19 protein-coding genes and 2 pseudogenes are annotated in these 26,294 nt (G+C 45.2%); 9 read left to right on the plus strand and 12 right to left on the minus strand.

All coding sequences use genetic code 11. The features are described from left to right. Positions 1–18 precede the first annotated feature (18 nt). Positions 19–981, minus strand: coding sequence for an allantoinase PuuE (gene puuE / locus PV763_RS02020; protein WP_420937283.1), 963 nt, complete (start codon positions 979–981; stop codon positions 19–21). A 310-nt stretch (positions 982–1,291) separates the two neighbouring features. On the opposite strand from puuE, the gene PV763_RS02025 reads away from it, so the two are divergent. The 3 genes from PV763_RS02025 to PV763_RS02035 all read left to right on the plus strand — a co-directional run bounded on the left by PV763_RS02025 (position 1,292) and on the right by PV763_RS02035 (position 4,234). Further along, positions 1,292–2,341, plus strand: coding sequence for a Rieske 2Fe-2S domain-containing protein (locus PV763_RS02025; protein WP_420937284.1), 1,050 nt, complete (start codon positions 1,292–1,294; stop codon positions 2,339–2,341). 314 nt (positions 2,342–2,655) lie between these two features. Next, positions 2,656–3,960: a type II toxin-antitoxin system HipA family toxin gene (locus PV763_RS02030; RefSeq protein WP_005246381.1), complete on the plus strand. Its 1,305-nt coding sequence runs from the start codon at positions 2,656–2,658 to the stop codon at positions 3,958–3,960. Beyond that, a complete protein-coding gene (locus tag PV763_RS02035; protein ID WP_004280265.1) occupies positions 3,953–4,234 on the plus strand; it encodes a helix-turn-helix domain-containing protein in 282 nt (93 codons plus the stop codon). The genes PV763_RS02030 and PV763_RS02035 overlap by 8 nt, the downstream gene beginning before the upstream one ends. A gap of 204 nt (positions 4,235–4,438) precedes the next feature. Here PV763_RS02035 and PV763_RS02040 read toward each other — a convergent pair whose 3' ends face one another. The 3 genes and pseudogenes from PV763_RS02040 to PV763_RS02050 form a co-directional block, all read right to left on the minus strand. Continuing rightward, a complete protein-coding gene (locus tag PV763_RS02040; protein WP_180087051.1) occupies positions 4,439–5,887 on the minus strand; it encodes an NAD-dependent succinate-semialdehyde dehydrogenase in 1,449 nt (482 codons plus the stop codon). Between the two features lie 16 nt (positions 5,888–5,903). Beyond that, entirely contained in the window at positions 5,904–7,166 is a 1,263-nt protein-coding gene (gene gabT / locus PV763_RS02045) for a 4-aminobutyrate--2-oxoglutarate transaminase (protein ID WP_420937285.1), read from the minus strand. A 347-nt stretch (positions 7,167–7,513) separates the two neighbouring features. Further along, positions 7,514–8,785: pseudogene (locus tag PV763_RS02050) on the minus strand (Glu/Leu/Phe/Val family dehydrogenase). Positions 8,786–9,113: 328 nt separating this feature from the next. Here PV763_RS02050 and PV763_RS02055 point away from each other — a divergent pair. The 4 genes from PV763_RS02055 to PV763_RS02070 all read left to right on the plus strand — a co-directional run bounded on the left by PV763_RS02055 (position 9,114) and on the right by PV763_RS02070 (position 14,072). Continuing rightward, positions 9,114–10,616, plus strand: coding sequence for a PLP-dependent aminotransferase family protein (locus tag PV763_RS02055; RefSeq protein ID WP_114541714.1), 1,503 nt, complete (start codon positions 9,114–9,116; stop codon positions 10,614–10,616). Between the two features lie 417 nt (positions 10,617–11,033). Then, positions 11,034–12,488 carry an amino acid permease gene (locus tag PV763_RS02060; RefSeq protein ID WP_253145647.1) on the plus strand — a complete coding sequence of 485 codons (1,455 nt, stop codon included), beginning with the start codon at positions 11,034–11,036 and terminating at the stop codon, positions 12,486–12,488. 371 nt (positions 12,489–12,859) lie between these two features. Then, positions 12,860–13,729, plus strand: a complete 870-nt coding sequence (locus PV763_RS02065; RefSeq protein WP_004280275.1) for an SDR family oxidoreductase — start codon at positions 12,860–12,862, stop codon at positions 13,727–13,729. 172 nt (positions 13,730–13,901) lie between these two features. After that, on the plus strand, positions 13,902–14,072 hold the full coding sequence (locus PV763_RS02070) for a hypothetical protein (protein WP_180077894.1): 171 nt from the start codon (positions 13,902–13,904) through the stop codon (positions 14,070–14,072). Between the two features lie 82 nt (positions 14,073–14,154). Here the strand turns inward: PV763_RS02070 and PV763_RS02075 are convergent, their stop codons facing one another. From PV763_RS02075 to PV763_RS02100, 6 genes are all read right to left on the minus strand, one after another. Then, positions 14,155–15,216: an enoyl-CoA hydratase/isomerase family protein gene (locus tag PV763_RS02075; protein WP_005262951.1), complete on the minus strand. Its 1,062-nt coding sequence runs from the start codon at positions 15,214–15,216 to the stop codon at positions 14,155–14,157. Positions 15,217–15,241: 25 nt separating this feature from the next. Beyond that, positions 15,242–16,015 carry an enoyl-CoA hydratase gene (locus PV763_RS02080; protein ID WP_004280280.1) on the minus strand — a complete coding sequence of 258 codons (774 nt, stop codon included), beginning with the start codon at positions 16,013–16,015 and terminating at the stop codon, positions 15,242–15,244. Positions 16,016–16,037: 22 nt separating this feature from the next. Next, entirely contained in the window at positions 16,038–17,165 is a 1,128-nt protein-coding gene (locus PV763_RS02085; RefSeq protein WP_253145652.1) for an acyl-CoA dehydrogenase family protein, read from the minus strand. Positions 17,166–17,224: 59 nt separating this feature from the next. After that, entirely contained in the window at positions 17,225–18,874 is a 1,650-nt protein-coding gene (locus PV763_RS02090) for an AMP-binding protein (RefSeq protein WP_420937286.1), read from the minus strand. Positions 18,875–18,960: 86 nt separating this feature from the next. Beyond that, positions 18,961–19,851: a 3-hydroxyisobutyrate dehydrogenase gene (gene mmsB / locus PV763_RS02095; protein ID WP_086044838.1), complete on the minus strand. Its 891-nt coding sequence runs from the start codon at positions 19,849–19,851 to the stop codon at positions 18,961–18,963. A gap of 11 nt (positions 19,852–19,862) precedes the next feature. After that, positions 19,863–21,392, minus strand: a complete 1,530-nt coding sequence (locus PV763_RS02100; protein ID WP_005106965.1) for a CoA-acylating methylmalonate-semialdehyde dehydrogenase — start codon at positions 21,390–21,392, stop codon at positions 19,863–19,865. Between the two features lie 177 nt (positions 21,393–21,569). Here PV763_RS02100 and PV763_RS02105 point away from each other — a divergent pair, with 177 nt between their 5' ends. Both PV763_RS02105 and PV763_RS02110 read left to right on the plus strand, forming a co-directional pair. After that, positions 21,570–22,454 (plus strand): LysR family transcriptional regulator, encoded by an 885-nt coding sequence (locus PV763_RS02105; protein ID WP_420937287.1) that lies wholly within the window; start codon positions 21,570–21,572, stop codon positions 22,452–22,454. Between the two features lie 169 nt (positions 22,455–22,623). Beyond that, positions 22,624–23,301, plus strand: coding sequence for a type 1 glutamine amidotransferase domain-containing protein (locus PV763_RS02110; protein ID WP_420937288.1), 678 nt, complete (start codon positions 22,624–22,626; stop codon positions 23,299–23,301). Positions 23,302–23,409: 108 nt separating this feature from the next. Here the strand turns inward: PV763_RS02110 and aliA are convergent. Together aliA and aliB are read right to left on the minus strand one after the other, a co-directional pair. Beyond that, positions 23,410–25,077, minus strand: a pseudogene (gene aliA, locus PV763_RS02115) (cyclohexanecarboxylate-CoA ligase). 48 nt (positions 25,078–25,125) lie between these two features. Further along, complete coding sequence (aliB, locus tag PV763_RS02120; protein ID WP_420937289.1) at positions 25,126–26,283, minus strand: cyclohexanecarboxyl-CoA dehydrogenase; 1,158 nt, start codon at positions 26,281–26,283, stop codon at positions 25,126–25,128. Positions 26,284–26,294 lie beyond the last annotated feature (11 nt).

The raw sequence follows: 26,294 nt of genomic DNA on the forward strand, positions 1-26,294 counted from the left end.
TTCCAATATATTTTATGATTATGGCGCATGATGTTGATACCAGTGCTCGGCAATATCCCCACGGCGGCAAATCCACACTTTGTCATGATTTTGAATGTAGTCCAGAAACTTTTGCAGGGCTTTAAAACGTCCCGGCCGTCCTAAAATACGGCAGTGCATGCCAATCGACAGCATTTTTGGCGCAGTTTCACCTTCGGCATAGAGCACATCAAAAGCATCTTTGAGATATTGATAAAACTGTTCCCCACTATTAAAACCGCCAGGTGAACTGAATTTCATGTCATTGCTATCCAGGCTATAAGGAATAATCAAATGTGGACGTGTTTCCCCCACCTGATTGGTCAAGGTGCTCCAAAATGGCAAGTCATCCCCATAGTAATCAGCGTCATATTTGATTTGAGGAAAATCAGCCAGAAGTTGACGGGTATTCGGACTGTCCCGACCGGTATACCAGCCGATCGGTGCTTCACCAAACAGGCTTTCCAGAACGCTGACCGCCTGATCCATATATTGGCGTTCCATTTCAATCGGCATGTCCTGATAATGTAGCCAGCGCTGACCATGTGAAACGACATCATAATCGGCTGCTTTAATCGCCTCTACCACATAAGGATTACGTACCAATGCCATGCCGACCCCAAAGATAGTCATCGGCAAACCACGTTTCTGGAACTCCTGATGAATCCGCCAGAAGCCAGCACGTGAACCATATTCGTACATCGAATCCATCGACATATGTTTGTCTGGAAAGCTGGCAGCACCAATAATTTCAGATAAAAACTGTTCTGATCCTGTATCACCATGTTCAATGTGGTTTTCACCACCTTCTTCATAATTCAGCACAAACTGTACCGCGACACGCGCGCCGTTTGGCCATTGCACTTTTGGTAGTTCGCCATGATAACCAATCAGGTCACGCGAATAAGGTGCACTGCGAATGCTCTCGATAAGTTCTTGTCCGCGTAAGTAGCTAGTCGTCACATCAATTCCTTGTGGATTCTGAGTAAATGATCAATGGTCTATACGCGTGATAAGCAATTTATGCGCCAAAGTAGAGCATTGAAATTGAGAGCACGCTTTTTAAAAAATATTTTCAGCGAGATTTAAGCTTAGAAATATCCCATCTCAATATTTGCGTGGTTGAACATAAAAAACCTGGAAAGATGCTTATTTTGTTTTTAATCGCTGGTCAGTGTTCTGATTTACGCAATCCTATGTCCTGTTAATTGAAATTTCATAGAACACATTGCTGTTTTATAGTCCAGCTAAAGGTCATGACACAGAACCCATTATGAATACAAATATCGCCGCTTTTAGTCCCGACTTACCAGTCCATATGACATTCGAGGAACATGACTGGCATCTTTTGGCTCAGTACTGGTATCCGATTGCACTTGCGCGTGATATTACAGATCAGCCAACAAGTAGCATACTGCTTGATATGCCGCTGGTGATTTATAAAATGAACGATGAACTGGTGGTGGCGAAAGATGCATGTCCGCATCGCGGTGTACCTTTAAGCTTGGGAAAAAATGACGGCCAAGGCGTGGTGTGTCGTTATCACGGTTTACGCTTTGGCAATGAAGGTAAATGCAACCGTATTCCTGCACATCCTCAGCATAAAATATCGGAACGTTTCCATTTGAAAACTTATGCTGCGGTAGAAAAGTATGGTCTGATCTGGTGTTCATTAAGCGCTACAAAAGATGCAGAACCTCATATTCCTAATATGCCTTTTTGGGATGATGCTGAGTATCAGCAACTGGTCTGCCCTCAGATAGACATTCAATGTTTTGCAGGAAGACAGCTCGAAGGTTTTATTGATGTGGCACATTTTGCCTGGGTGCATCCCGATACTTTTGGTGATCCGGAGGATGTAGAAGTTCCTGATTACAGTACGACAGAAACGGATGTTGGTTTTAATGCAGATTATATCAGTAGTGTGGGACGTTATCCGATCGGAACAGAGCAGCGTGGCCAGGAAGATTTTAAATGGTTACGTCATTTTGAAGTGAGCCTACCCTTTACTGCAACCCTTACGATTCATTTTCCGAATGATGCCAAGCAGGTCATCATGAATGCGGCTTCACCGATGACTGCACGTTCAACACGACTTTTTGCGCCTATTTGCCGCAATTATGATAAAGATTTACCGGTTGAAGATGCCTATGCATTCAATATGAAAATTTTCGAGGAAGATCGTGTGATTGTAGAAAATCAGAAACCTGAATATTTACCTCTGGATTTATCTTTAGAAGCGCATTTTCCGGCAGATCGGAGTTCAAGCATGTACCGAAAATTACTACGCAAACGGGGATTTAGTCCTTTATTTGCTGCTTAAAATTTTATTCAAAAGAAAAGCAGTTATAGGTAGTAAGGGCTAGATATCCCCAGATATTTAAAAAATTACAGGATTATTAAATTTATAAGCTATATGTCGATGTAGGTCTTTAGCCAAACTTATTTTTGGATGAATTGGGTTATATATTGATTTCTATGAGGATACATCTTGTTATATAGCCTCATAAGCCTTGTATTCTGGTGAAGATAAGGCCTTTTAGAACGATAAAGAACTTTAAGAAGATAAAATTAGTTTTTTATTAAAATAGATATATAATAAATAAAATCACTTTACTTTACTATTTTAATAAAATTATGGATCAATATTGCACACTGCAGATTTATCAGGAAGATGAATGGCTGGATTGCGCTATTGTTGAGATTGTCGGTCAACAACAAACTGGATGGCAAGCAGCCACGCGCACATCATATCTATTTGAATATGCTATTTCTTATATGAACCTAAGCGATGGGCATGCGCTAGCCTATCATTTACCAGTAAATGTGCAAAATACCTTGCAATCTACCTGGCCGGCCTTCCTGATGGATTTGTTACCTCAAGGTTATGGTCGTAAAGAATTACTCCGTCAGCTTAATTTTTCTGAAAATACTCAGGAACAAGCAGACTGGGCGCTTTTAAAAGCGGGTGCAGGCAATCCGATTGGTAATTTACGGATTAAAGAGGCTTATGAATGGCTACAGGGGCAGTTCCCTGTTCAGCAGAATCATGGCTTTAGTCTGGACCAAGTCGTAGAACGTCAAGAAAAATTTATTGAATCCTTGGCCTCTTATGGACTTTTTATTGCCGGTTCTTCTGGTATTCAGGGCGAGTGGCCAAAATTACTGCTGACCCAAGGTCACGATGACCTGTTCTATCTGGATCACACGCTGACAGATGATCAGGTCAAACAGCATTGGCTGGTGAAATTCAGTCGTGGCAGTGATCAGAATCTAGATAAAATTTTGATGCACGAAGCCTTATATATGAAAATTGCCCAATACCTGGGACTTCGTGTTCATCAGGAACTGGAGCTGCATGGTAAGACTTTATTTATTCCCCGATTTGACCGTAAAGTCAGCGATGGGAAGGTTGAAAGAATTGCCCAGGAAAGTATTGCTTCTCTGGGAGGAAAAGCCGGTTTTGGGGTAAGAATGACCCATAACCAGATCTGTAGCCTGTTGATGCAATGCTGTACTGAACCAAAACAGGAAATCTTTGAATATTTGAAGCGTGATCTTGCCAATGTCGCTTTAGGCAATAAGGACAATCATACCCGTAATACAGCGATTCAACGTTTCAATAATGGAATCATTCGACTAACCCCATTATTTGATTTTGCGCCGATGTGGCTACATCCAGATGGTATTGCCCGAACTACGCGTTGGGAGCGAGATGATCATGGTGGTATGCCAATTTGGCATTCAGTCATTGAACAGATCGCCGAAAGCACGATGATTGATCCAAAAGAAATCAAAGCGGTTTTAATCGAACAATTACCACTTTATCAGGGATTACTCGAGCACATGCAGTATCTGCAATTGGCACCTGAAATTCTGGAAAATAGCCAGTATCGAATTGATAATATTTGCCAACAATTGGAGGAGCTGAATTATGGATAAACGCTTCAAGCCACTGACTCCGATTCAACAGATGCAAAAGAGATTGTCTGTACTTGAAACCGTCAGTAACAATCCTGACTGGCCTTTTCATCAGGTTGCTCGCTTCATTCGTACCGAGTTGCACCTCACACTCAACGATATGGCTAAAATTACCAAGATTGCTCCCCAGACTCTACAGAAAATGGAACAACCTGAAGGCAATCCAACACTCAAGTCTATGCAGAAATTACTGGATGCTTTTGGTTTAAAGTTAGAAATCAGGGTTAAATCCTGATGATAATCTGATGCTTTAATTGATATTTAGGGGAATTTTAGAGAAGAAGAATGACTTAACAACTGAAAATATGCCCTCCTCCAATCTGTTTATTGAGTCCTTGCTCCATCGCAGGAATCCCGGTTTAAATTAAACACGGGATTCACTGGAGGCTGATATTTTCTCATCAGTTTTTTAATGAATAAGTTTACTTTTTAAACATCATTATGAAGAAATATCAACACAGAGATATTTCATTTCAAGGTATTCATCCATACCGAATTTAGACCCTTCACGGCCTAACCCTGATTGCTTGACTCCACCAAATGGCGCAACCTCATTAGAGATAGCTCCGGTATTGATTCCCACCATACCGTATTCTAAGGCTTCACCTACACGCCACTGACGTGCTGTACTTTGGGTAAATACATAGGTAGCCAGACCGAATTCTGTATCGTTCGCCATCTGAATTGCTTCTTCTTCAGTCTTGAAACGGAATAACGGCGCCAACGGTCCAAAAGTTTCTTCTTTTGCCACACGCATCTGCTGAGTAACTTCAGTCAGAAGCGTTGGCTCGAAGAATGTACCGCCCAGATTTGAGCGCTGTCCACCGGTTTTCACCTGTGCACCTTTGCTCACTGCGTCGGCAATATGTGACTGCACTTTTTCGATCGCAGCCTCATCAATTAATGGACCTTGGGTAGAAGCTTCATCACGGCCATCACCGACTTTTAGTTTGGCAACGGCAGCCACCAGTTTTTCTACCAGCGCATCATAAATGCCATCTTGTACATAAATCCGGTTCGCGCAAACACAAGTCTGTCCACTATTACGGAATTTACTGGCCATGATGCCCTGTACCGCCTGTTCGAGATTGGCATCATCAAAGACCAGAACTGGCGCATTGCCACCAAGTTCTAAGGACAGTTTTTTGATGGTCGGCGCACATTGCTGCATCAGGATACGACCGACTTGAGTTGAGCCGGTAAAGCTTAACTTTTTCACGGTTTCGCTTTCACATAAGACCTGACCCACTGCAACCGCATCACCACTGACATGCAGCAATACATCTTGTGGCAAACCTGCGCGCAAGGCCAAAACTTCAAGCGCATAGGCGGTTAAAGGCGTTTGTTCAGCCGGTTTAACCAGCATAGAACAGCCAGCAGCCAGAGCTGGCGCGGCTTTACGGGTAATCATCGCCGCCGGAAAATTCCACGGTGTAATGGCCGCTGTCACCCCAATCGCCTGCTTAATGACCAATAACCGTTGATGGGCAAGCGTTGGAGTCAACACGTCACCATCAATACGGCGTGCCTGCTCAGCAAACCAGCGGATAAAGGAAGCAGCATAACCGATTTCACCCCGTGCCTCAGCCAGTGGCTTGCCCTGTTCAGCAGTCAGGATCTGAGCCAGGGACTCTTTATGTTCCTGCATCAGATTGAACCAGGCCCAAAGCACATCCGCACGTTCAAGTGCTGTCTTGGCTTTCCATGTTTTCTGTGCTTGCTGAGAACGAGCAATCAGCTGTTCTACAGATGTCCGGTCATGGGATTTCACCCAGGCCAAAGTGGCTTGGGTTGCTGCATCTTTGACTTCAATATATTCATCCGTGGCAGGCTGATCGAAGCTGATATCAGGATGCTGTAATAAATCTCTATATTGCGCTTGAAGCATGATCATTACTCTTTCATTAGGCTGCAACAGACATTGCAAACCCTTGTTTCAAGATAGCCAATCCCGCACGGAACTGTTCTGCCGGAATCGTGAGCGGGTATAGGAAACGGATTACATTACCATAACGACCGCAGGTCAGGATTAACAGACCATTTTGCATGGCATGGTTTTGTACAGCTTTTGCCTGTTCCGCAGTTTCCAGCTCAACCGCCACCATTGAGCCCAGTGCACGAATATCTTTGACCATGCTAGAAGACATTTTCAGTTCATGTAAAACATCAACCAGTTCTGCGCCTAGACCATTCGCTCTTTCACAAAGACCTTCTTCTTCAATGATATCCAGTACCGCATGGGCAGCCGCAACAGCAACCGGGTTACCGGCATAAGTACCGCCCAATCCACCCGGATTTGGTGCATCCATCACTTCAGCACGACCCACAACGCCTGAAATCGGGAAACCGCCGCCCAGACTCTTTGCCATCGTAATCAGATCTGGCTTGGTCTCATAATAATCCATCGCAAACAGTTTACCTGTACGCGCAAAACCAGACTGTACTTCATCAGCAATCAGTAAAATGCCGTTTTGATCGCATAGCACACGCAAGCGTTTCAGGAATTCTGCTGGCACCACATTAAAACCGCCTTCACCTTGTACAGGCTCAAGCACAATTGCTGCTACGTCATGCGCAGCAATATCTTCTGCGAAAATATCTTCGATGCTTTGCATTGCATCATCAACACTAATGCCTTTGGATTCCACCGGATAACGGGCATGGAAAACACCACCAGGCATCACCCCAAAGTCGCGTTTATAAGGTGCAGTTTTACCGGTCATGGCCATCGTCATGAATGAACGGCCATGAAAACCATTACCAAAAGTCACAATGCCATGACGGCCAGTATGGGCACGGGCAATTTTAACTGCATTTTCGACAGCTTCAGCACCAGTCGAAAAGAATGAGGTTTTTGCAGCACCTTGGATGGGAGCGCGTGCATTGATACGTTCTGCCAGAGCAACGTAGCTCTCGTATGGTACAACCTGATAAGCCGTATGGGTAAATTTGGTTAATTGTTCAGTGACCGCAGCAATAATTTTAGGGTGACGATGGCCAGTATTCAGTACGGCGATCCCGCCTGCAAAGTCGATATATTGATTGCCTTCTGCATCCCAAATGGTCGAGTTTTCTGCTTTTTCCGCGTACCATTGACACATGACCCCAACACCACGTGGTGTTGCCTGCTGTTTACGTGCATTCAGTGCTGAGTGTTTACTGTCCATTTTGTATCCTCATTCTTGATTCATACGTTGTAAATTTTGCTATCCGGATCTTGGGATAGAAATTTGCCAAAGACTGGCTGATATGGTTCATTTTGCGCTTTTATACGTATGAGACGAGAGCCACTTTGCAGCAGATGGAAGGAGCCAATTGGTCTATTTAAAACGAGTAAAATAGTCAAAATATAAAATTATTTTATTTATAAACAGTTATTTATATTTTTAATAAAAATTGGCTCCTTTTTAAATAAAGAAGCCAATTTAAAAATCCATTGCAAAAATTTAGGATAGGTCATCATGGATTAAATCCAGTCGGTTTAATCAATTAATCCATGTTGCAAAAACTTCGCTTAACCCGGATAGATGCCGCGTTCCTGACGCGCCATTAAAATCCGCTCACAGGCCAGAATATAAGCGGCTGTACGCAAAGAACATCCGGCCTGGACTGATTTTTGCCATACATCCTGTACCGCATTTTTCATGCTGGCATCCATACGCTGATTAATCTCTTCCTCGGTCCAGAAATAACTGGCCAAATCCTGAACCCATTCAAAATAGCTGACCGTCACGCCACCTGCATTACAGATCACGTCTGGCACCACGGTAATATGACGCTCACTCAGAATTTCATCCGCTTCAGTCAAAGTGGGACCATTGGCACCTTCCAGAATCATTTTGGTCTGAATATTTTGCGCGACCTGAGTATTAATCACACCTTCCAACGCTGCCGGAATAAAGACTTCGGCAGGAATGGTCCAGAAAGCTGATGCAGAAATTTCATCGCTGGCAGAAAATCCCTGAATTTTATGATGGGTATTTGAGTATTCAAGCAGTTTTTTAATATCAATCCCCTGTTCCTGATACAGGGTGGCAGAATGGTCCTGAACACAGATCACTTTGCTGCCATTTTCCTGGAAAAGCAGCGCAGCTTCACTACCGACATTACCAAAGCCCTGTACACAGACCCGGGCATTTTTTAAATCTAGACCAATTTGCTGAGCAACTTCACGACCGCTAATAAACACACCACGGCCTGTGGCTTTACTGCGGCCCAAAGATCCCCCTAAATGAACCGGCTTTCCGGTCACTACACCAGTAATCGTAGAACCTGCATTCATGGAAAAGGTGTCCATCATCCAGGCCATGATTTGCGGATTGGTTCCAACATCTGGTGCAGGAATATCTTTTTACGGTCCAATAATTAAATTGATTTCTGCCGTATAACGTCGGGTCAAGCGTTCCAGTTCGCGTTTGGAAAGCTGGCTCGGATCGACTCGCACACCGCCTTTGGCTCCACCAAAAGGTAAATTTAGAGCAGCACATTTGATTGTCATCCAGGCTGACAGAGCCATCACCTCATCCAAATTGACATCTGGATGAAAACGCACACCGCCTTTGCCCGGACCGCGGGTTAAATTGTGCTGAACACGATAGCCTTCAAAATGCTGAACCGTACCATCATCCATAATGACCGGGACATCGACAATCAAACTGCGCTTTGGGCGTCGCAGCATATCCAGTCTTTCACTCAGTTCACCCAGATAAGGCGCTACTTTATCCAGTTGCTTAAGATAATTGTTCCAGGCCGTTGTACCTTGCTCGGTGTAGGTCAATCCTTTCATCATCATGTTCATTCTATGATCCTTTTGTTATATGCAGTCGTATGTCCTGGCGGCTGCAACACATCTCTATTCGGCTGTTATGGCAATCATTGCTTGATTCAGGTCTTAGTTCAGCGAGCTCCAAACAAAATCAGTGTCTAGATTTTCCGCTTTAGTTTTAATCGGTATCTGTGTATATTGCCTGCCCGCCTGTATGCTCGCATTCAAGCCGCAGGTACATGATCAAAACGCATACAAGACACTTTACAATGACTGCCTGATCAGACTATTTTGCACCTAGCAATACCGCTCTCACGAGAGCCATTTCAAATTTGTAGGAGAGAGCCAATTGCGTAGCTTGCTTGGAGATTATTTACTGCAGCGATTGCAGCAAGATGTCACAGGAACATTACAGATGCGCCTGTTCCGCTGCTTGCGTAACGCGATTATTGATAGCGTATTGGCTCCCAAAACCCGCTTGCCTGCATCGCGTGATCTGGCCAAAGAAATTCAGGTATCACGTAATACGGTTTTAAATGCCTATGAACAGTTACAGGCACAGGGCTATGTTGATGCCCGTACCGGCCAAGGTACCTGGGTGGTAGAGAAATTACCCGAATCCTTTTTGGTGAAGGCAGAACAAAGCTCTGCTGCGGTTTCGGAAAAAAAAGCGCAGCAAAATTACAATCTGTCGCAACGCGGTTCCTACTTGCTCGGCTATTCCGCAGCCTCGCCTTATCAATGGGGAGCCTTTGTACCGGGCGCACCCGATGTGACCGAATTTCCGCATCATATTTTCAGCAAAATCCAGACGCGTTTGAGCCGTGAACCTCAAGTTAATAACCTGATTTACAGCAATGCCGGTGGCTCTCTGGAACTGCGTCAGGAGCTGGCAGAATATCTGAAAATTGCCCGTTCAGTGCAGTGCGATGCTGATCAGATCATTATTACCGAAGGCACCCATCAGGCGATTGATTTGGTCTCGCGTACTTTAAGCGACATAGGCGATGAGGTCTGGATCGAAGATCCGGCCTATTGGGGCGCGCGTAATATTTTACGAATTAATGGCGTCAATCTACGTTCCTTACCGGTCGATCAGGAAGGGATTATCCCCGATCTACATCCCAAAAAACCGCCTAAGCTGATTTTTGTGACGCCGTCGCATCAATATCCTTTAGGTTCACACTTAAGTTTAGAACGGCGCAAACAGTTAATTGCACTCGCACGCCAGCATAATAGCTGGATTGTTGAAGATGACTATGACAGCGAGTTCAGGTTCTCGGGCCAGCCTTATCCTTCTTTACAAGGTTTGGAGCCGGATTCTCCAGTGATTTATATGGGGACGTTCAGTAAGACGATTTATCCGGCCCTGCGTATTGGCTATTTAGTGGTACCAAAACAGCTCTTTTCTTCATTGCGAATTGTAGCTTCGGAACTTTATCGTGGTGGTCACTTAATCGATCAGCAAACACTGGCTGAATTTATCCGTGAAGGACATTATGAAGCGCATATCCGACGGATGCGTTTATTGTATGGCAAACGCCACGCTTTTTTAATTGACCTGATTCGCCGACATTTAGGTGAAGATTTTCTGCATGAATACAATACCGCCGCCGGTTTGCATCTGATTTTAAAATTGCCCAGCAGCAGTGATGATGTCTTGATTGCATCCAAAGCGCTTGAACTAGGAATCAAGGTCAGAGCCTTATCGCAATACTATACCAAACATTATTCCACCCGGCAGAAAGGATTATTACTGGGCTTTGCCTGTGTGAGTGAACAGGAAATTCTGGTGGCTTTCGGGATATTGTTAAAGTGCTTGCGCGAGCATGGGATCCGCACTTTAACTTAGTAAAAACTCAGGGATCAATACAATTATATTTTTAAAATCAAAAAGCTTTTAATTTATTTTTAAAGGGAACGTAAACCTGCTTTTAGCCTGATATTTTAGGTAGGCTTTATTTTTCTGTAAATATTGCCTGCTTATATTTTTTATCTCTTAAGCCAATTGGCTCCTTTGAATTGCTCAAAAATGGCTCTCGTCACTTTACAACAAAAAAGAGAAATTAACCGCATACATGAACAGCATGTAACCGTACTTTAATCAAAGTGTGATCCTGTCTATAGGGCTACAAGGATTCATTTTATTAAGATTAACTTAATATTGGTCAAGCACTGATGAATTCGGTTACAGTTTCAAAGGATAAGCTAGCGTAAGCCAAATAAGGAATTTTATTGCCGCTACGCTATTGATATTAAGGGAAATTATATGGCAGAACATCAACATTTCTCCAATTCCGAATCATCAAACGGCTTAAAAAACGGACTTAAATCACGCCATCTCACCATGATTTCAATTGCGGGTGTCATTGGTGGAGCACTCTTTGTCGGCTCCGGTAATGTCATCTATTCTGCAGGACCGGCTGCACTCATTGCCTATACTCTAGGTGGACTATTAGTTTTACTCATCATGCGTATGCTGGGAGAAATGGCGGTACTGAATCCCGACAGTGGTTCATTTTCAACCTATGCGGATCGTGGAATCGGGCGCTGGGCCGGATTTTCTATCGGCTGGTTATACTGGTCTTTCTGGACGTTGCTCATGGGCTGGGAAGCCTTTGTCGCCGGGAAAATCCTAAATAGCTGGTTTCCATTTATCCCGATCTGGGGCTATATGCTTCTGGTCACTGTAGCACTGGTCTGGATTAACCTCCGTGACGTAAAAAATTTTGGTGAATTCGAGTTCTGGTTTGCCCTGATCAAAGTCATTGCCATTGTACTGTTCCTGGTATTTGGCAGCTTGGCTGTGATGCACCTGTGGCCTTGGGGCGATGCCTCTATGCTCGGTGGTACAACTCATCTAACCGCTCAAGGCTTTATGCCCAATGGCTTTTCATCGGTGATCACTGCCTTACTGGGTGTAATGTTTGCTTATATGGGAGCAGAGATTGTCACCGTAGCAGCAGCTGAAACCAAAGATCCAGCCAAGGAAATTCGTAAGGCCGCTAATTCAATTGTATGGCGTATCATTTTATTCTATGTCGGTTCAATGTTGATTACGGTTTGCCTGATTCCACACAATAATCCTTTATTGAAAGATCCGACCTGGGGTACGTATAGCGTAGCGCTTACTGCACTCGGTATTCCAGAAGCACGCCATATTGTTAATTTTGTCGTGCTCACCTCGGTATGTAGCTGCTTTAACTCCGCACTTTATACCTGTTCACGCATGGTCTATTCCCTCTCGAAACGTGGAGATGCACCAAAGAGTTTCGGTTTAACCAACCGCAATAACAGCCCATGGGTAGGTGTCATCTTTTCAAGCCTGTTTTCTTTCGTGGCGATTTATCTGACTGCCACCGAAAGTATGAATATTTATGATGTCTTGATGTTAGCGACTGGTACCGTATCTTTATATGTCTATCTTGCTATTGCCATTTCTCAGCTTAAGTTACGTAAAAAACTGGAAGCTGAAGGACAAAATATTCCATTCAAGATGTGGTTATTCCCATGGCTCACTTATCTGGTCATTATCTTTATTGTCGGCGCTTTAATTACCATGATTATTGAAGGAACCTATTTTAAAGAAGTGGTTTATACCAGTGTGCTTGCATTATTTATTGTGGGCTTAGGCATCTGTGCACAAAAGTTTAACTGGGGTAAAGCCTCAGCCAAAAAGGAAAAGGCAGCACAGGCCAGAATTAATTTAAGTGATAATCTTTAATTTATTTCTATAGAAATTTTTTAAACACATCAGAATGAATAAATAAATGGAGAGTTAAAAAACTCTCCATTTATTTTATATACAAGCCCAGTAAAAAAGGCCTATGTATGTCTAGATTTTAAATCTCCGTTGATACCTCACCTTTCCTAATCAAATTTCACCTTTCAAGACCACCTCAGCTATCAAAGTGTAGCCAGAAGCTGTTTCATCAGCTTTTTCTGTTCTGGTTGCTCAACCTGATCCGTTTCAACGAATAATTGATAAATCTCGAATACATTCTGTTATGAAATGTTGAGTCCAGCCTCATTTTGCCTAAAAGCTTCTAATATATTTTTTCTTATATGGCCACAATCATTGGAATTGGAAAAGATATGAATCATTATCCTGAAACCCCAGCTTCAACTGAAACACAAGACCATCAACCGGGTGTGCAAACCAAAATGGACCCTGCACCGGAAATTATTAAACCGCATTATAAAGGCAGTGAAAAATTAAAAGGCAAAGTTGCCTTGATTACTGGTGGTGATAGCGGAATTGGCCGTTCTGTATCGGTCTTATTTGCTCGCGAAGGTGCCGATATTGCCATTTGCTATTTGGATGAAGATCAGGATGCACGGGACACCAAAAAAATGGTGGAAGATGAAGGCCGCCGTTGTCTGCTGATTCAATGTGATTTACAAGATCAAGATGAAATCAAGAAAATGGTGGAAAAGACCCTTCAGGAATTTAAAACGATTAATATTCTGGTCAATAATGCCGGGGTTCAATACCCGCAAGAAAGTATTACCGATATCTCGCCCGAGCAATTACTTAAAACATTTAATGTGAATATTCTATCGATGTTCCACCTGACTCAGGCGGTGATTCCGCATATGCAAGAAGGTGATAGCATTATCAATACGACGAGTATTACCAGTTATCATGGTCATGACCAGCTGATTGACTATGCGAGTACGAAAGGTGCCATCACCACATTTACCCGAAGCCTTTCCACCAATTTATTGAAAAATAAAACCGGCATTCGTGTCAATGGGGTCGCGCCAGGTCCCATCTGGACACCATTGATTCCGAGCAGCTTTGATGAAGAACAGCTCAAAGATTTTGGTAAAAGCACCCCAATGGGTCGTATGGGCCAGCCGAGTGAAGTAGCACCGGCGTATTTATTCCTGGCCAGTGAAGAAGCCAGCTATATTTCAGGTCAGGTGATTCATGTGAATGGCGGCAGTATTATTAACGGCTAATCTGGCACAGAAGATAGCGGTTCTAGCTGACCGTTATCTTCATCTATTTAATCTTTAGATTTTCATATTTTAAAAAATTAGGTTTTTATAAAATGATTCCAACAAATACTTACCCTTGTAAAAATAAGCTCTTGTTATAGTAATTTCAGCCAAACCTGATGAGGATATTAAGATGCCTAGAGGTGACAAATCAGCTTATACCGATAAGCAGAAACGGCAGGCCAAACATATTGAAGAAAGCGAAAAAGCGCGTGGGCATTCTGAAGAAGAAGCCGAACGTATCGCTTGGTCGACGGTCAATAAACAAGACGGTGGCGGCAAGAAAAAGAAAACGTCCCCCTAAATAGAATTCATGTCGATGAAAGTATGGGACAGATACAAAGACCCTCTATAATTAAATTATAGAGGGTCTTTTACCATCAGCTTTAAGTAATATTTTCGATACGCTGCTGAGTCCATGCTGGCCAGAGCTTTTCCAGTGTTTGTTCAAATTTTGCATTTTCGGTTCGCCATTGTGGATTTTTGTCCTTATCAATAATCAGCGCACGAACCCCTTCAATAAAATCGCCCTGCTCTAACCAGACATCCTGCAAGTCCCGTTCTAGCTGCATACATTTTTCCAGCGACAAATTCTGTCCGGCTTGCTGTAACTTCAGGCTGGTCTGTTTTGCCATCACCGGACGCTGCTGCAAAATGGTCAGCATTTTATTGGCCCATTCCTGATTAGTTGCACTACTTGCATGAGCAAGGCTCTGTTCAATCTCCTCCAGGTGTTGATAGCCAAAATGCTGATTAATCAGATCTGCACGTTTTTGCAGCTCGCTTTCTACCGGATGCGTAATATAGGAACTAATGATCTTTTGAATCTCAATCGGGTTTAATACCGGTGCTGCAATCAATGCTGCTTCTAATTCAGCAAAACGCTCACTCGGCACATGATAATCCACCAGATCCAGATACAGCGCATCACTGCTACTGATTTGCTCACCAGTCAATGCCATATAGACACCGACTTCATCCAGTCGGGACAGAAAATGGGTAGCACCGACATCGGGGAAAAAACCAATCGCAGTTTCTGGCATGGCAAAACGTGATTTTTCACTCGTAACTTTGATATGACAGGCTTGAGCCAATCCAAAGCCTCCGCCCAGTACATAGCCATCCATCATCACGATCACGGCCTTTGGAAAATTACGCAAGGTGCTCAGCATCTTATATTCAGTGGCAAAAAAATCCTGATATTGGGTATTGCCGGCCTGATAGCTGTCATACAGATAGCGGATATCTCCTCCGGCACAGAACGCCTTGGGACTGTTGGAATTGATCAGAACCGCTTGTACCTGTGGTTCATGCAGCCACTGATCGAGTTGCGCCTGAATGCCCTGAATCATCGCCAGGGTTAAGGCATTTAAATGGCTGGTGCGGTCCAGGCTGATAATGCCCAGCCCCCCTGCGACCCGAATCGCTAAATTATTTTCATCACTCATTCTTTTTGTTCCTATTATGAATTTCTTATTGATGGGTAAATTTGGCTGGGCGTTTTTCCACAAAGGCCTGCATGCCTTCCTTTTGATCGGAACCTGCAAAAATGGAATGGAATACCCGGCGTTCAAAGCGCAGGCCTTCAGCCAGGCTCACTTCAAAGGCCCGATTAATTGATTCTTTAATCATCATCACGGCAGTAAGCGACTTTTCAGCAATTTTCTCGGCAGCTTGCAGGGTTTGTTCCAGCAATTCTTCCTTGGCAAAAACCCGAGCGACCAAACCACTTTGTTCCGCTTCCTGCGCCCCCATCTGCCGTGCAGTCAGGCACATTTCCATGGCTTTGGCCTTACCAATCGCCAAGGTTAAACGCTGGGTCCCGCCAATGCCGGGCAACACGCCTAAGGTAACTTCAGGCAAACCAAATTTTGCATTATCAGCGCAGTAAATAAAGTCGCACATCAATGCCAGCTCGCAACCACCACCCAAGGCATAGCCGCTCACTGCGGCAATTAAAGGTTTACGGCGCTGCGCAATCCGGTCGGCCAGACTAAAAAAATCGTCCAGATAAATTTGCGGAAAATTCAGATCTGCCATTTCTTTAATATCGGCACCAGCAGCAAAAGCTTTTTCCGAACCGGTAATCACGATACAACCAATTTCGGGGTCTTTTTCCAGCTGATCAAGAGCCTGATTGACCTCGACAATCAGCTGGTTATTCAGTGCATTTAACGCCTGAGGACGGTTTAAGGTAATCAGTCCAACACCGTTACGTTGTTCGAGTAAAATGGTTTGCCATTGCATGATAAAAATCCTTTTTAATTCCTTATAAACTGCGTGCAATCACCAGACGCTGAATATCGCTGGTGCCTTCATAGATCTGACAAATCCGCGCATCCCGATAGATGCGTTCAATCGGAAAATCTTTCAGATAGCCATAGCCACCAAAAATTTGTAGCGCCTTGGAACACACGCGTTCGGCCATTTCCGAAGCAAATAGTTTGGCCATGGAGGCTTCAGTCAAACAGCTTTCGCCAGCTTCCTTTTTACGTGCAGCAAAATGAACCAGTTGGCGTGCTGCTTCAATTTCAGTCGCCATACTGGCCAGCCTGAACGAAATCGCCTGCTGTTCAAAAATCGGTTTGCCAAAAGCCACGCGATCATGCGCATAGGCCGTTGCTTCTTCTAAAGCGGCACGCGCCAAACCAACGGCTTGTGCTGCAATACCGATCCGCCCGCCTTCCAGATTGGCCAAGGCAATTTTTAAACCTTCGCCTTCGGCACCGAGTCTTAAACTTTCATGAATGCGGACATCGGTTAAGGCAATCTGACAGGTATCCGAAGCATGCAGGCCGAGTTTTTCTTCCACCCGAATCACTTCATAGCCAGGTGTGTCGCGCGGCACTAAAAATGCACTCATGCCTTTTTTGCCCGCGCCTGGATCAGTCACTGCAAACACAATAATCATCCCGGCATTGTGCCCTGAGGTAATAAACTGTTTGGCGCCATTCAGAATGTAATGATCGCCATCCTTGACCGCCCGGGTTTTAATCGCGGCAGCATCCGATCCGGTATGTGGTTCGGTTAAGGCAAAGGCACCAATCATTTCACCTTGGGCCAAAGGCTTTAGAAATTGCTGCTTTTGCTGTTCCGTGCCGAACTTGAAAATCGGCACACAACCCACCGAGTTATGTACGCTCATAATCGCGGATGTTGCACCATCGGCCGCAGCGACTTCTTCCAAGGCCAGAACATAAGCCAGCGTACCTGTGCCCGAGCCGCCCCATTCTTCCGGAATCAGCATGCCTAAAAAACCCAGCTCTCCCATTTGGGCCAAGGCATCTTTGGGAAAGATGCCTTTTTGATCCCACTCGCTGGCAAAGGGTTTAATCTGTTCCTGGGCGAAGCTTTTGGCCATATCCTGAATCAGGTGTTGTTCTTCCGTTAATTGCATCGATGCTTCCTTCAATCTCTTTATTTAATCTTCTTATTCAATCTGTTGGCTTTATGAGCTTATGCAGTTTTGGATTGCTGCTTGTTGATTTCCTGATTGCGCAGTAAAAAGCGTTGAATTTTACCGCTTGGGGTTTTCGGCAATTCGGTCACAAATTCAATCAGACGCGGATAGGCATGCGCAGATAAACGCTTTTTCACAAATTGACCCAGCTCTTCCTGCAGCTCGGCAGTTGCAGGAGAATGACCAGCCAGAATCACAAAGGCTTTAATGATTTCGGTCCGCTCGGGATCCGGTACGCCAATCACCGCCGCTTCAATCACGGCATCGTGTTCCAGCAAGGCACTTTCCACATCAAACGGCCCCACCCGATAGCCCGAGGTAGTAATGACATCATCACTACGTCCCACAAAACTCATACTGCCATCGGCATGAATTTCCGCGGTATCTCCGGTTAAATAGTAGTGGTCGACAAAGGGAGATTTACGGCTTTCTTCATAGCCAGAGAACCACATCATCGGAGATTGGCTGATATCAACCGCTAAGATTCCCGGGACGTCAGCTGCTAATTCATGCCCCTGTTCATCGACAACGGCAATTCGGTAACCCGGGCTGGCAAAGCCTGCCGAACCTGAACGGACCGGATGTTCCAAAGCATGATGATTACACACCACCATCCCGACTTCGGTCTGGCCATAATGGTCATAAATCGGCACATCTAGCACCTCTTTAAACCAGCGGATCACTTCCGGATTTAACGGTTCTCCCGCACTGCTGACAACACGTAACTTACCGCGTAGTTTTGCCATTTGAGCAGGATCGGCCGCCATCATCATGCGATAAGCAGTCGGTGCACCAGCCAGATTGGTAATGCCATATTCCTTGACAATTTCGCAGACACTTTCCGCACTGAAAGTGCCTTCATAAAACAGGGTCGAGTGTCCAAGCATTAAGGGACCGGTAATACCGTAGTACAAACCGTAGGCCCAGCCGGGATCCGCAATATTCCAGAAAGCATCTTCAGGAGTTAGACCAATCGCATTTTGCATATAGCTTGCAAAAGCAATCAGCGCTTTTAAAGGGACTTTAAGAGGTTTCGCTGGTCCAGTAGTACCGGAGGTAAACATCAATAAAAATGGATCATCGACATTCAGGATTTCCAGCTCACAAGCTTCAGCCTGACGGTTTAATACCGTCCAGAAGCTGAGGTCGTGCGGATAGCGCTCTGCCTCAGTTTCGGCATGTACCGTCACAATCGGTGGACAGTTGCTGATCTCGGATAATTTGTCCCGATTCGCCAGATCAGTCACCACCAGCTTGCTTTGCGCCAGCTGAATACGATGCTCGATGGCTTTGGGACCAAAGGCCGTAAATAAGGGTTGATAGACAGCACCAATCCGCCAGGTTGCCAAAATAGTAATGATCAACTCGGGAGTACGTGGTAATAATCCGGAAACGCGGTCGCCTTTACCAATGCCTTGAGACTTTAAAAAGTTGGCAAACTGGCTGGAATATTTTTTGAGTTCGGCAAAACTATATTGTTCTTTTCTGCCATCTTTACCATGCCAGTATAAGGCAATGGCATCGGAATCGGCATGACGGTCACAGCATTCATAACAGGCATTTACTGCCTGCATGGAACCGGAGAGATACTGGCTTGCAACCGTATTTAAATCAAAGTCTTGAACCGTTGTTTGATAATCTAACATGTTAAACCTCAGCCTGAATTTATCGTTATTACTGACAAGGTGTAATTATTGAAGCGAATCCTTGCTCCATCTGAATCTTTTAAGTTTTAAGCATTTGGCGTGGTGTATTGATGCATGATGCTGGAGAAGTCCAGATGGGCATCTCCTTCCTGACAGAGCTGTTGATAGAGTTTTTGTACCATGCTGCCGAGTACAACCGGCTGATCCACCTGTTGCGCTGCATCGACCGCCAAACCTAAATCTTTGAGCATCAATTGTGCGGCAAAACCGTCGGTATAACCCCGCGATGACGGTGCATTGGCACAAATATCGGGCCATGGATTATAAATTTCAGAACTCCAGCAACGTCCAGTGGAGCTGTTGATTACCCCAGCCAGCGCCTGCGGATCAATACCCAGTTTGGCTCCGAGTGCCATCCCTTCTGCTACCGCAGTCATGGAAATGCCCAGAATCAGGTTATTACAGATTTTTGCTACCTGTCCTGTTCCCACCGCACCACAATGCACCAGATTTTTACCCATACAGCCGAGAACTGGTTTGACCGCCTCAAAGGTGGCATCATCTGCACCGACCATAAAGGTTAAAGTGCCATCTTTGGCACCTAAAGTACCGCCGGATACCGGTGCATCACAGACGCGAATCTGCTTGGCCTGCGCTGCTGCGGCAACCTCCTGAATGGTTTGCGGGTCAATGGTGCTGCTGTCGATACATAAGCTGCCCGCTTGAAGCACCTCCAGAATACCGTGTTCACCTAAATAGACTTCACGCACATGCTTGGCGGCGGGCAACATGCTGACCACGATCTCCGCCTGCTTCGCGACAGCTTGTGGACTGTCGCAGACGATACCGCCCCCTTCTGCAAAATGCTGTAAAGCCACTGCACTTAAATCATAACCAAAAACCTGATGACCGGACTTGAGCAAGTTTTGCGCCATGGAGCCGCCCATATTGCCTAAACCAATAAATGCAATCTTCATGCTGATGCTCCTTAACGCAGACTGATCGTGGTATTAACACCTGTGGTTTCCTGGTCATCTTCAAACCAGCGGCTGGTAATGGTTTTGGTCTGGGTATAGAACTGCACCGCCTGTTTGCCATAAGGACCTAGATCACCCAGTTTTGAACCGCGTGAACCGGTAAAACTGAAGAAAGGCACAGGGACAGGAATTGGAATGTTGATGCCCACCTGACCGATATCAATCTGGTTCTGGAAGGTACGTGCCGTATTGCCATTCTGGGTGAACAGTCCCACGCCATTACCAAAGGGATTGGCATTAATCAGCTCAATGGCCTGCTCTAAAGTATCGACATGCATGATCGCCAGTACCGGGCCAAACACTTCTTCTTTATAAATGCGCATATCGGTCGTAACCTGATTAAAAATCGTTGGCCCGACAAAATTGCCTTTTTCATAGCCTGGAACCTGTACATCACGACCATCCAGCAGCAGTTCAGCGCCTTGTTCAACGCCACTGTTAATTAAATCGATCACACGTGCTTTGGCACGGGTTGAAATCACCGGTCCCACATCGGTATTCGGTTCATGTCCGGCATTCACCTTTAAGGTTTTGGTTTTATTGACCAGTTCATCGACCCAGTGCTTGGTCTCACCGACCATCACCGCCACCGAAAGTGCCATACAACGCTGACCTGCTGCACCAAAAGCTGCACCGACCAACGCATTTAAGGTCTGTTCTTTATTCGCATCTGGCATTACCACGACATGGTTTTTAGCGCCCATCATAGACTGCACACGCTTGCCGTGCTGGCCTGCCAGGTTATAGACATGCGTACCGACCGCGGTTGAACCAACAAAAGAAATCGCTTTAATGTCGCGATGGGTACACAGTAAATCGACCACTTCTTTGCCGCCATGTACTACATTCAGTACGCCAGCCGGTACACCGGCTTGAATCGCTAACTCAACCAGCATCATGGTCGATAGCGGATCCTGTTCTGAGGGTTTTAATACAAAGGTATTGCCGCAGACAATCGCCATCGGGAACATCCACAGTGGAATCATCGCCGGAAAGTTAAACGGGGTAATTCCTGCACAGACACCCAATGGTTGCTGCAAGGTATAGGTATCGACACCGCGTGCCACACCTTCAATATACTCACCCATTTGTAGTGAACCGATCGAACAGGCATGCTCCACCACTTCCAGACCGCGCTGAATATCACCTTCGGCATCGGCCAGAGTTTTCCCCTGTTCTGCTGTTAAGACCTGGGCAATACTTTTTAAATTCGTACGAATCAGATCCTGCAGCTTCAGCATGATGCGCATGCGTGCCTGGATCGGGGTTTGGCGCCAGCTGGTAAAGGCATTTTGCGCAGCCGCAATCGCAGCATTGACTTCTTCTGTAGTAGCAAATGGCACCTGCCCCAAGACTTCCTGAGTGGCAGGATTAACAATATCTTGCCAATGGCTGGTTTTTGATTCGACAAATTCACCATTAATGAGAAGTTTTGCGGTGGTGAATCCGGTACTTTGCTGTGGATGAGAAATGGCGTTCATGGTCGCTCCGTGCTGGTTTGTTATTGTCGTTGTATCTGCCTTTACTGGCTTTTATTTAACGTATAATTTTTACGCTGTTTCAGCAGACTAACAAAGAACACTTTGACCACCAATAGAAAATGATGCACGATGATTGTGCAAATTTGCACAGGGATTTAACAGGATGTTAAATAGAAGATGAAAGTGGATTGGGATCATTTACGTTTCTTTTTAGTTTTGGCACGTGCTAAAACGCTTACCAATGCAGCACGCTTGATTGGGGTTGAACACAGTACCGTGGCACGGCGGATTCAGGCCCTGGAAAATACCCTCGGTACTCAACTGTTTAAGCGCGAAGCCACCGGTTATGAACTGACCTCGGAAGGTCTGGCACTGGTACCGCGTGTGGAACAGATGGAGCAGTCCTTTATCCAGATTGACAAGCGCCACGACCCTTTGCAAGGTCGGGTCCGGATTGGTGCGCCAGAAGGTTTTGGTACGGCATTTTTAGCCCGTCTTTTGGCAGAATTTTCCCAGCATTATCCTTTGCTGACAATTGACCTGATTCCGGTACCGAAAGCGATCAAACTTTCACATCGAGAAGCCGATATTGTGATCGCGATTGACCGGCCCAAATCTGGCCCCTATATCATTACTCGTTTGTCTAATTACTGTTTAAAGCTATATGGCAGCCAGCATTATTTACAGCAAAATCCGGAAATTAAAAAACTGGAAGACCTCCAGCAGCACCGTTTTGTTGACTATATTGATGATCTGGTCTATAGCACTGCACTCTATTCGCTAGAGCGTCTTCCCTTGCAGGTTAGTGCCTGTTTTCGCAGTAACAGTATTCTGGCGCAGGAGATTGCGGTTCGTGCAGGAGCCGGACTGGCCATTTTGCCGAAATTTCTGGTCAATGATAAAAGCGAACTCAAAGAGGTTTTGGGCGATCAGGTCAGTTTTACCCATACTTTCTGGATGCTAACACTGGTCGATCTGCAACATGAACCAAAAATAAAACTGGTCTGGGATTTCCTGCGCAAGCAGGCTGATCTTCAGCAAGACCTGTTAATGGGCAGATGAATATCAAATACAACTGTGCTGTATCTAGAGTCACCTCTTTAAGTTAAATCAACCGAATTAACAACGTATCGATACAGCAAATGAACGTATCACAACACTCCTGACCTCTGCGACTTGTTAAATTAACAGTCGATTATTCACGATGTTTAACCAGATACAGGAAAATAATATGAAAATCTTGATGGTACTGACTTCACATGACCAGCTAGGTGATACTGGCAAAAAAACCGGCTTCTGGCTGGAAGAACTGGCTGCACCCTATTACACCTTTGTCGATGCAGGCGTAGAGGTAGTTTTGGCTTCTCCCGCAGGTGGTCAGCCACCACTAGATCCAAAAAGTAATGAGCCGGATGCGCAAACCGAAACCACCAAACGCTTTGAAGCAGATGAAGTGGCCATGCAGGCTCTTGCCAATACACATAAGTTGAGTGAAGTCTTAAATCAGGATTTTGATGCCGTGTTCTATCCGGGTGGTCATGGACCGCTATGGGATCTGGCCAAAGACCAGAATTCCATTTCTTTAATTGAGCAAACCTTGCAGGCAGATAAACCTGTTGCGCTGGTCTGTCATGCTCCGGGTGTCCTGCGTGATGTGAAAGATTCCGAAGGCCGTTCTATTGTAGAAGGCAAAACAGTCACCGGTTTCAGTAACACTGAAGAAGACGGCGTGGGTTTGACAGACATCGTTCCGTTTTTAGTTGAAGACATGCTGAAAGAAAAAGGTGGGAAATATTCCAAAGCTGAGGATTGGCAGGTGCATGTACAGCAAGATGGTTTACTGATTACCGGGCAAAATCCGGCCTCTTCTGCTGCAACCGCAGAAGCTTTATTAAAATTATTAAAATAGAAGTTAATCTAAAATTCGTATTAATCTTTTAGATCGCTTCTTTTTGAATAAGAAAAACCCTGAATGATGCAAGATTATTCAGGGTTTAATTTTTGTATATTCAAAGATTTAGTTCGCTTCAACTGCCGTTGAGGCAATATGCTGAGCCAGTAATTCTCTGAGTTTAAACTTCTGGATTTTTCCCGATGGGGTCATCGGAATATCCTCCCAGATTTCCAGGCGTTCCGGAAGATACTGCATAGCCAGATTATGAGTTTTCAGGAAATCTACCAGCTCATTAAAACTTAACGGCTTTGTCTGATCTTTCAGCTTGATGATTGCACAGGAACGCTCGCCCATTCGCTCATCTGCATAAGCCACTAAAGCTACTGTGGCGATATTCGGATGCTTATAAAGTAGTGATTCAATTTCCGCGACCGGAATATTTTCTCCACCACGAATAATCACATCCTTCTTACGTCCGCAAATCCGAATATAGCCATGCTCGTCCTGATAGGCAATATCGCCAGTATCAAACCAGCCTTCGGCATCCGTATCATTCAAATGTGGACGTTTTAAATAACCGCCAAAATTTGAACAGGTGCGGATCATCAAACGCCCGGATTCATTCACGGCTTTGGTCTGACCTTTTTTATTCACGATCTTGATTTCAACACCTGGTAAAGCGATGCCATCCGTATTGAAAGACCGCTCATCCTCATCTTCAGGTCGGGTTAGCGTCACCGCACCACATTCAGTTATGCCCCAGGCTGAAATCACTTTTACTCCTAAAATATCCCGGGCTTTTTGCACCAATGGACCTGGAATGGGCGCACCTGCACACAGGAAAATTTTCAGTGAATCAACCTTGTCATGCTGTTCTGCCACGGTATTGGATAGGTCATTCAGGAATGGGGTCGAGGCCATGGTGAAATTCACCTGATGCTGATGAATCAGATCTACGGCTTTGGACACATCCCAAACATCCTGCAACACCACTTTGGTATTCAGCTGAATTGGCATCATCAGGCCATACATAAAACCGGTCTGGTGTGCCATCGGCGAGGCCATTAACACCACATCATTTTCAGTTAAATACAGTCGTTCGGCATAAGGCACAATATTGGAAAACAAGGTATTAGCGGTATGAATCACGCCTTTCGGTTCACCTGTGGTGCCCGAGGTAAAGATCAGCTGGGTAATGTCATCCGGGCCAGATTCCAGTCCATTTAGTGCAGCAACAGCTGCAGCACTCTGTTCCAGACCATGGTTGAGTAACAGGCGATCAAAATTATTCTCACCTTCTCCATTCACTACAACTACGTGTTTCAGGGTGTCCAGCTTGTTTTGCAGCTGATTGGCCAGTTGTTCATGATTAAAATTGCGGAATGTTTGTGGTACGACAAAAATTTTAGATTCACCATGTTTGAGCATGAATTCCAGTTCACGTTCACGGAAGATCGGCATAAGCGGATTGAGTACTGCACCGATACGGCTACAAGCCAGATATAACAAGGTAAACTCCCACCAGTTCAGTAACTGGTAAGACACCACATCATTTTTTTCAACACCGAGTTGTCTCAAGCCCAGTGCAATTTTATTGGTCATGTCCCAAAGCTGCTGATAGCTGAAAGTCTGTTCAGTTTGATTCTCAACCTTAACGCTTACCAAAGCTGTTTTGTCCGGATTTTTTTCTACGGCACTGCGTAAAAAATCGAGAATCGTTTGATTTAACCACTATCCCTGTTTGAGCATGGCCTCTTTTCTGGCCGGGATCAGAACCGCATCGAAATCCATTCGCTTACTCCTCATTATAATTTTAGTTCAGGCCTGTGCTTATTTTCCTTAAGCTGGTACAGCCTTACGTCCTGCCTTATGCCGCGCAATAATCGTTTTCATGATTTGTGCTGTTCCATCACCGATCTGGAAACCGAGTACATCCCGCATACGCTGTTCCATCACACCACGGTCATAACCAGCATGGCCAAAAGTCAACAGACATTGATGAATCACATCATACGCCAGTTTTGGCCCCCACCATTTACACATGCCCGCTTCAGAGGTATGGGGCAGATGATTTTCCTTGAGCCATAAGGTTTGCAGGCAAAGTAAGCGTGCAGCCTCAACCTGAGTTTCGTATTCCGCCAGAGGATGTGAAACTCCTTGAAATGCAGTCAATGGCTGACCAAAAGCTTCGCGTTGCGCGGCATATTCCCAAGCTTCATCCAGACTCACCCGGGCAACGGCCAAAACCTGTAAACCGATCAGAGCACGAGAAAAATCAAAGCCCTGCATCACCTGCACAAAACCTTTGTTTTCATCCCCTAGACGGTGATTTACAGGTACGCGAACATTGTCAAAAAAGATTGAACCGCGACCGATCGCACGCTGACCATGACAGTCAAATCGTGTGGTACTGATGCCCGGTAAAGTCATCGGAACCAAGAGCGCTGTCACGCCATGCGCACCATCTTCATTGGCGCCAGTGCGACCAAAAACCACCGAAGCATCTGCCTGATCGGCTGCAGAAATCGAAGTTTTTTCGCCGTTAATGATATATTCATCGCCATCACGTTCAATCTTTAAACGTAAATTCGCTGCATCAGAACCGCCTCGCGGCTCGGTCAGTGCAATCGAAAAAATTGCTTCGCCCGCGGTCAGTTTTTTCAGCCAAGGTTCAACTACTTCAGGCTGACCATGTTCGGCCAGAATCTGCCCATTTAGGGAAGCAAGCAGGTTGATATAGGAGAAACTTAAATCCGCTTTGGCAATCGCTTCATGGATAATTCCAGCCGCCAGTCTGCCCATGCCCTGACCACCGTATTGTTCCGGCAGTTCAGGTGCAATAAAGCCCATTTCACCCATCTTTTTGACCAGATCACGGTCAAAGATTCGGCTTTGGTCTCGTTCCAAAAAGCCTGGGGCGATATATTTCTGGGCAAATTTTTCTGCTGTTTCTGCCAAAAACTCGAGTTCTTCAGTGATATAAGGATTCTTTTTCATGGATCAGTCTC

The organism is Acinetobacter sp. AS5, assembly GCF_048957595.1.
GTDB lineage: Bacteria > Pseudomonadota > Gammaproteobacteria > Pseudomonadales > Moraxellaceae > Acinetobacter.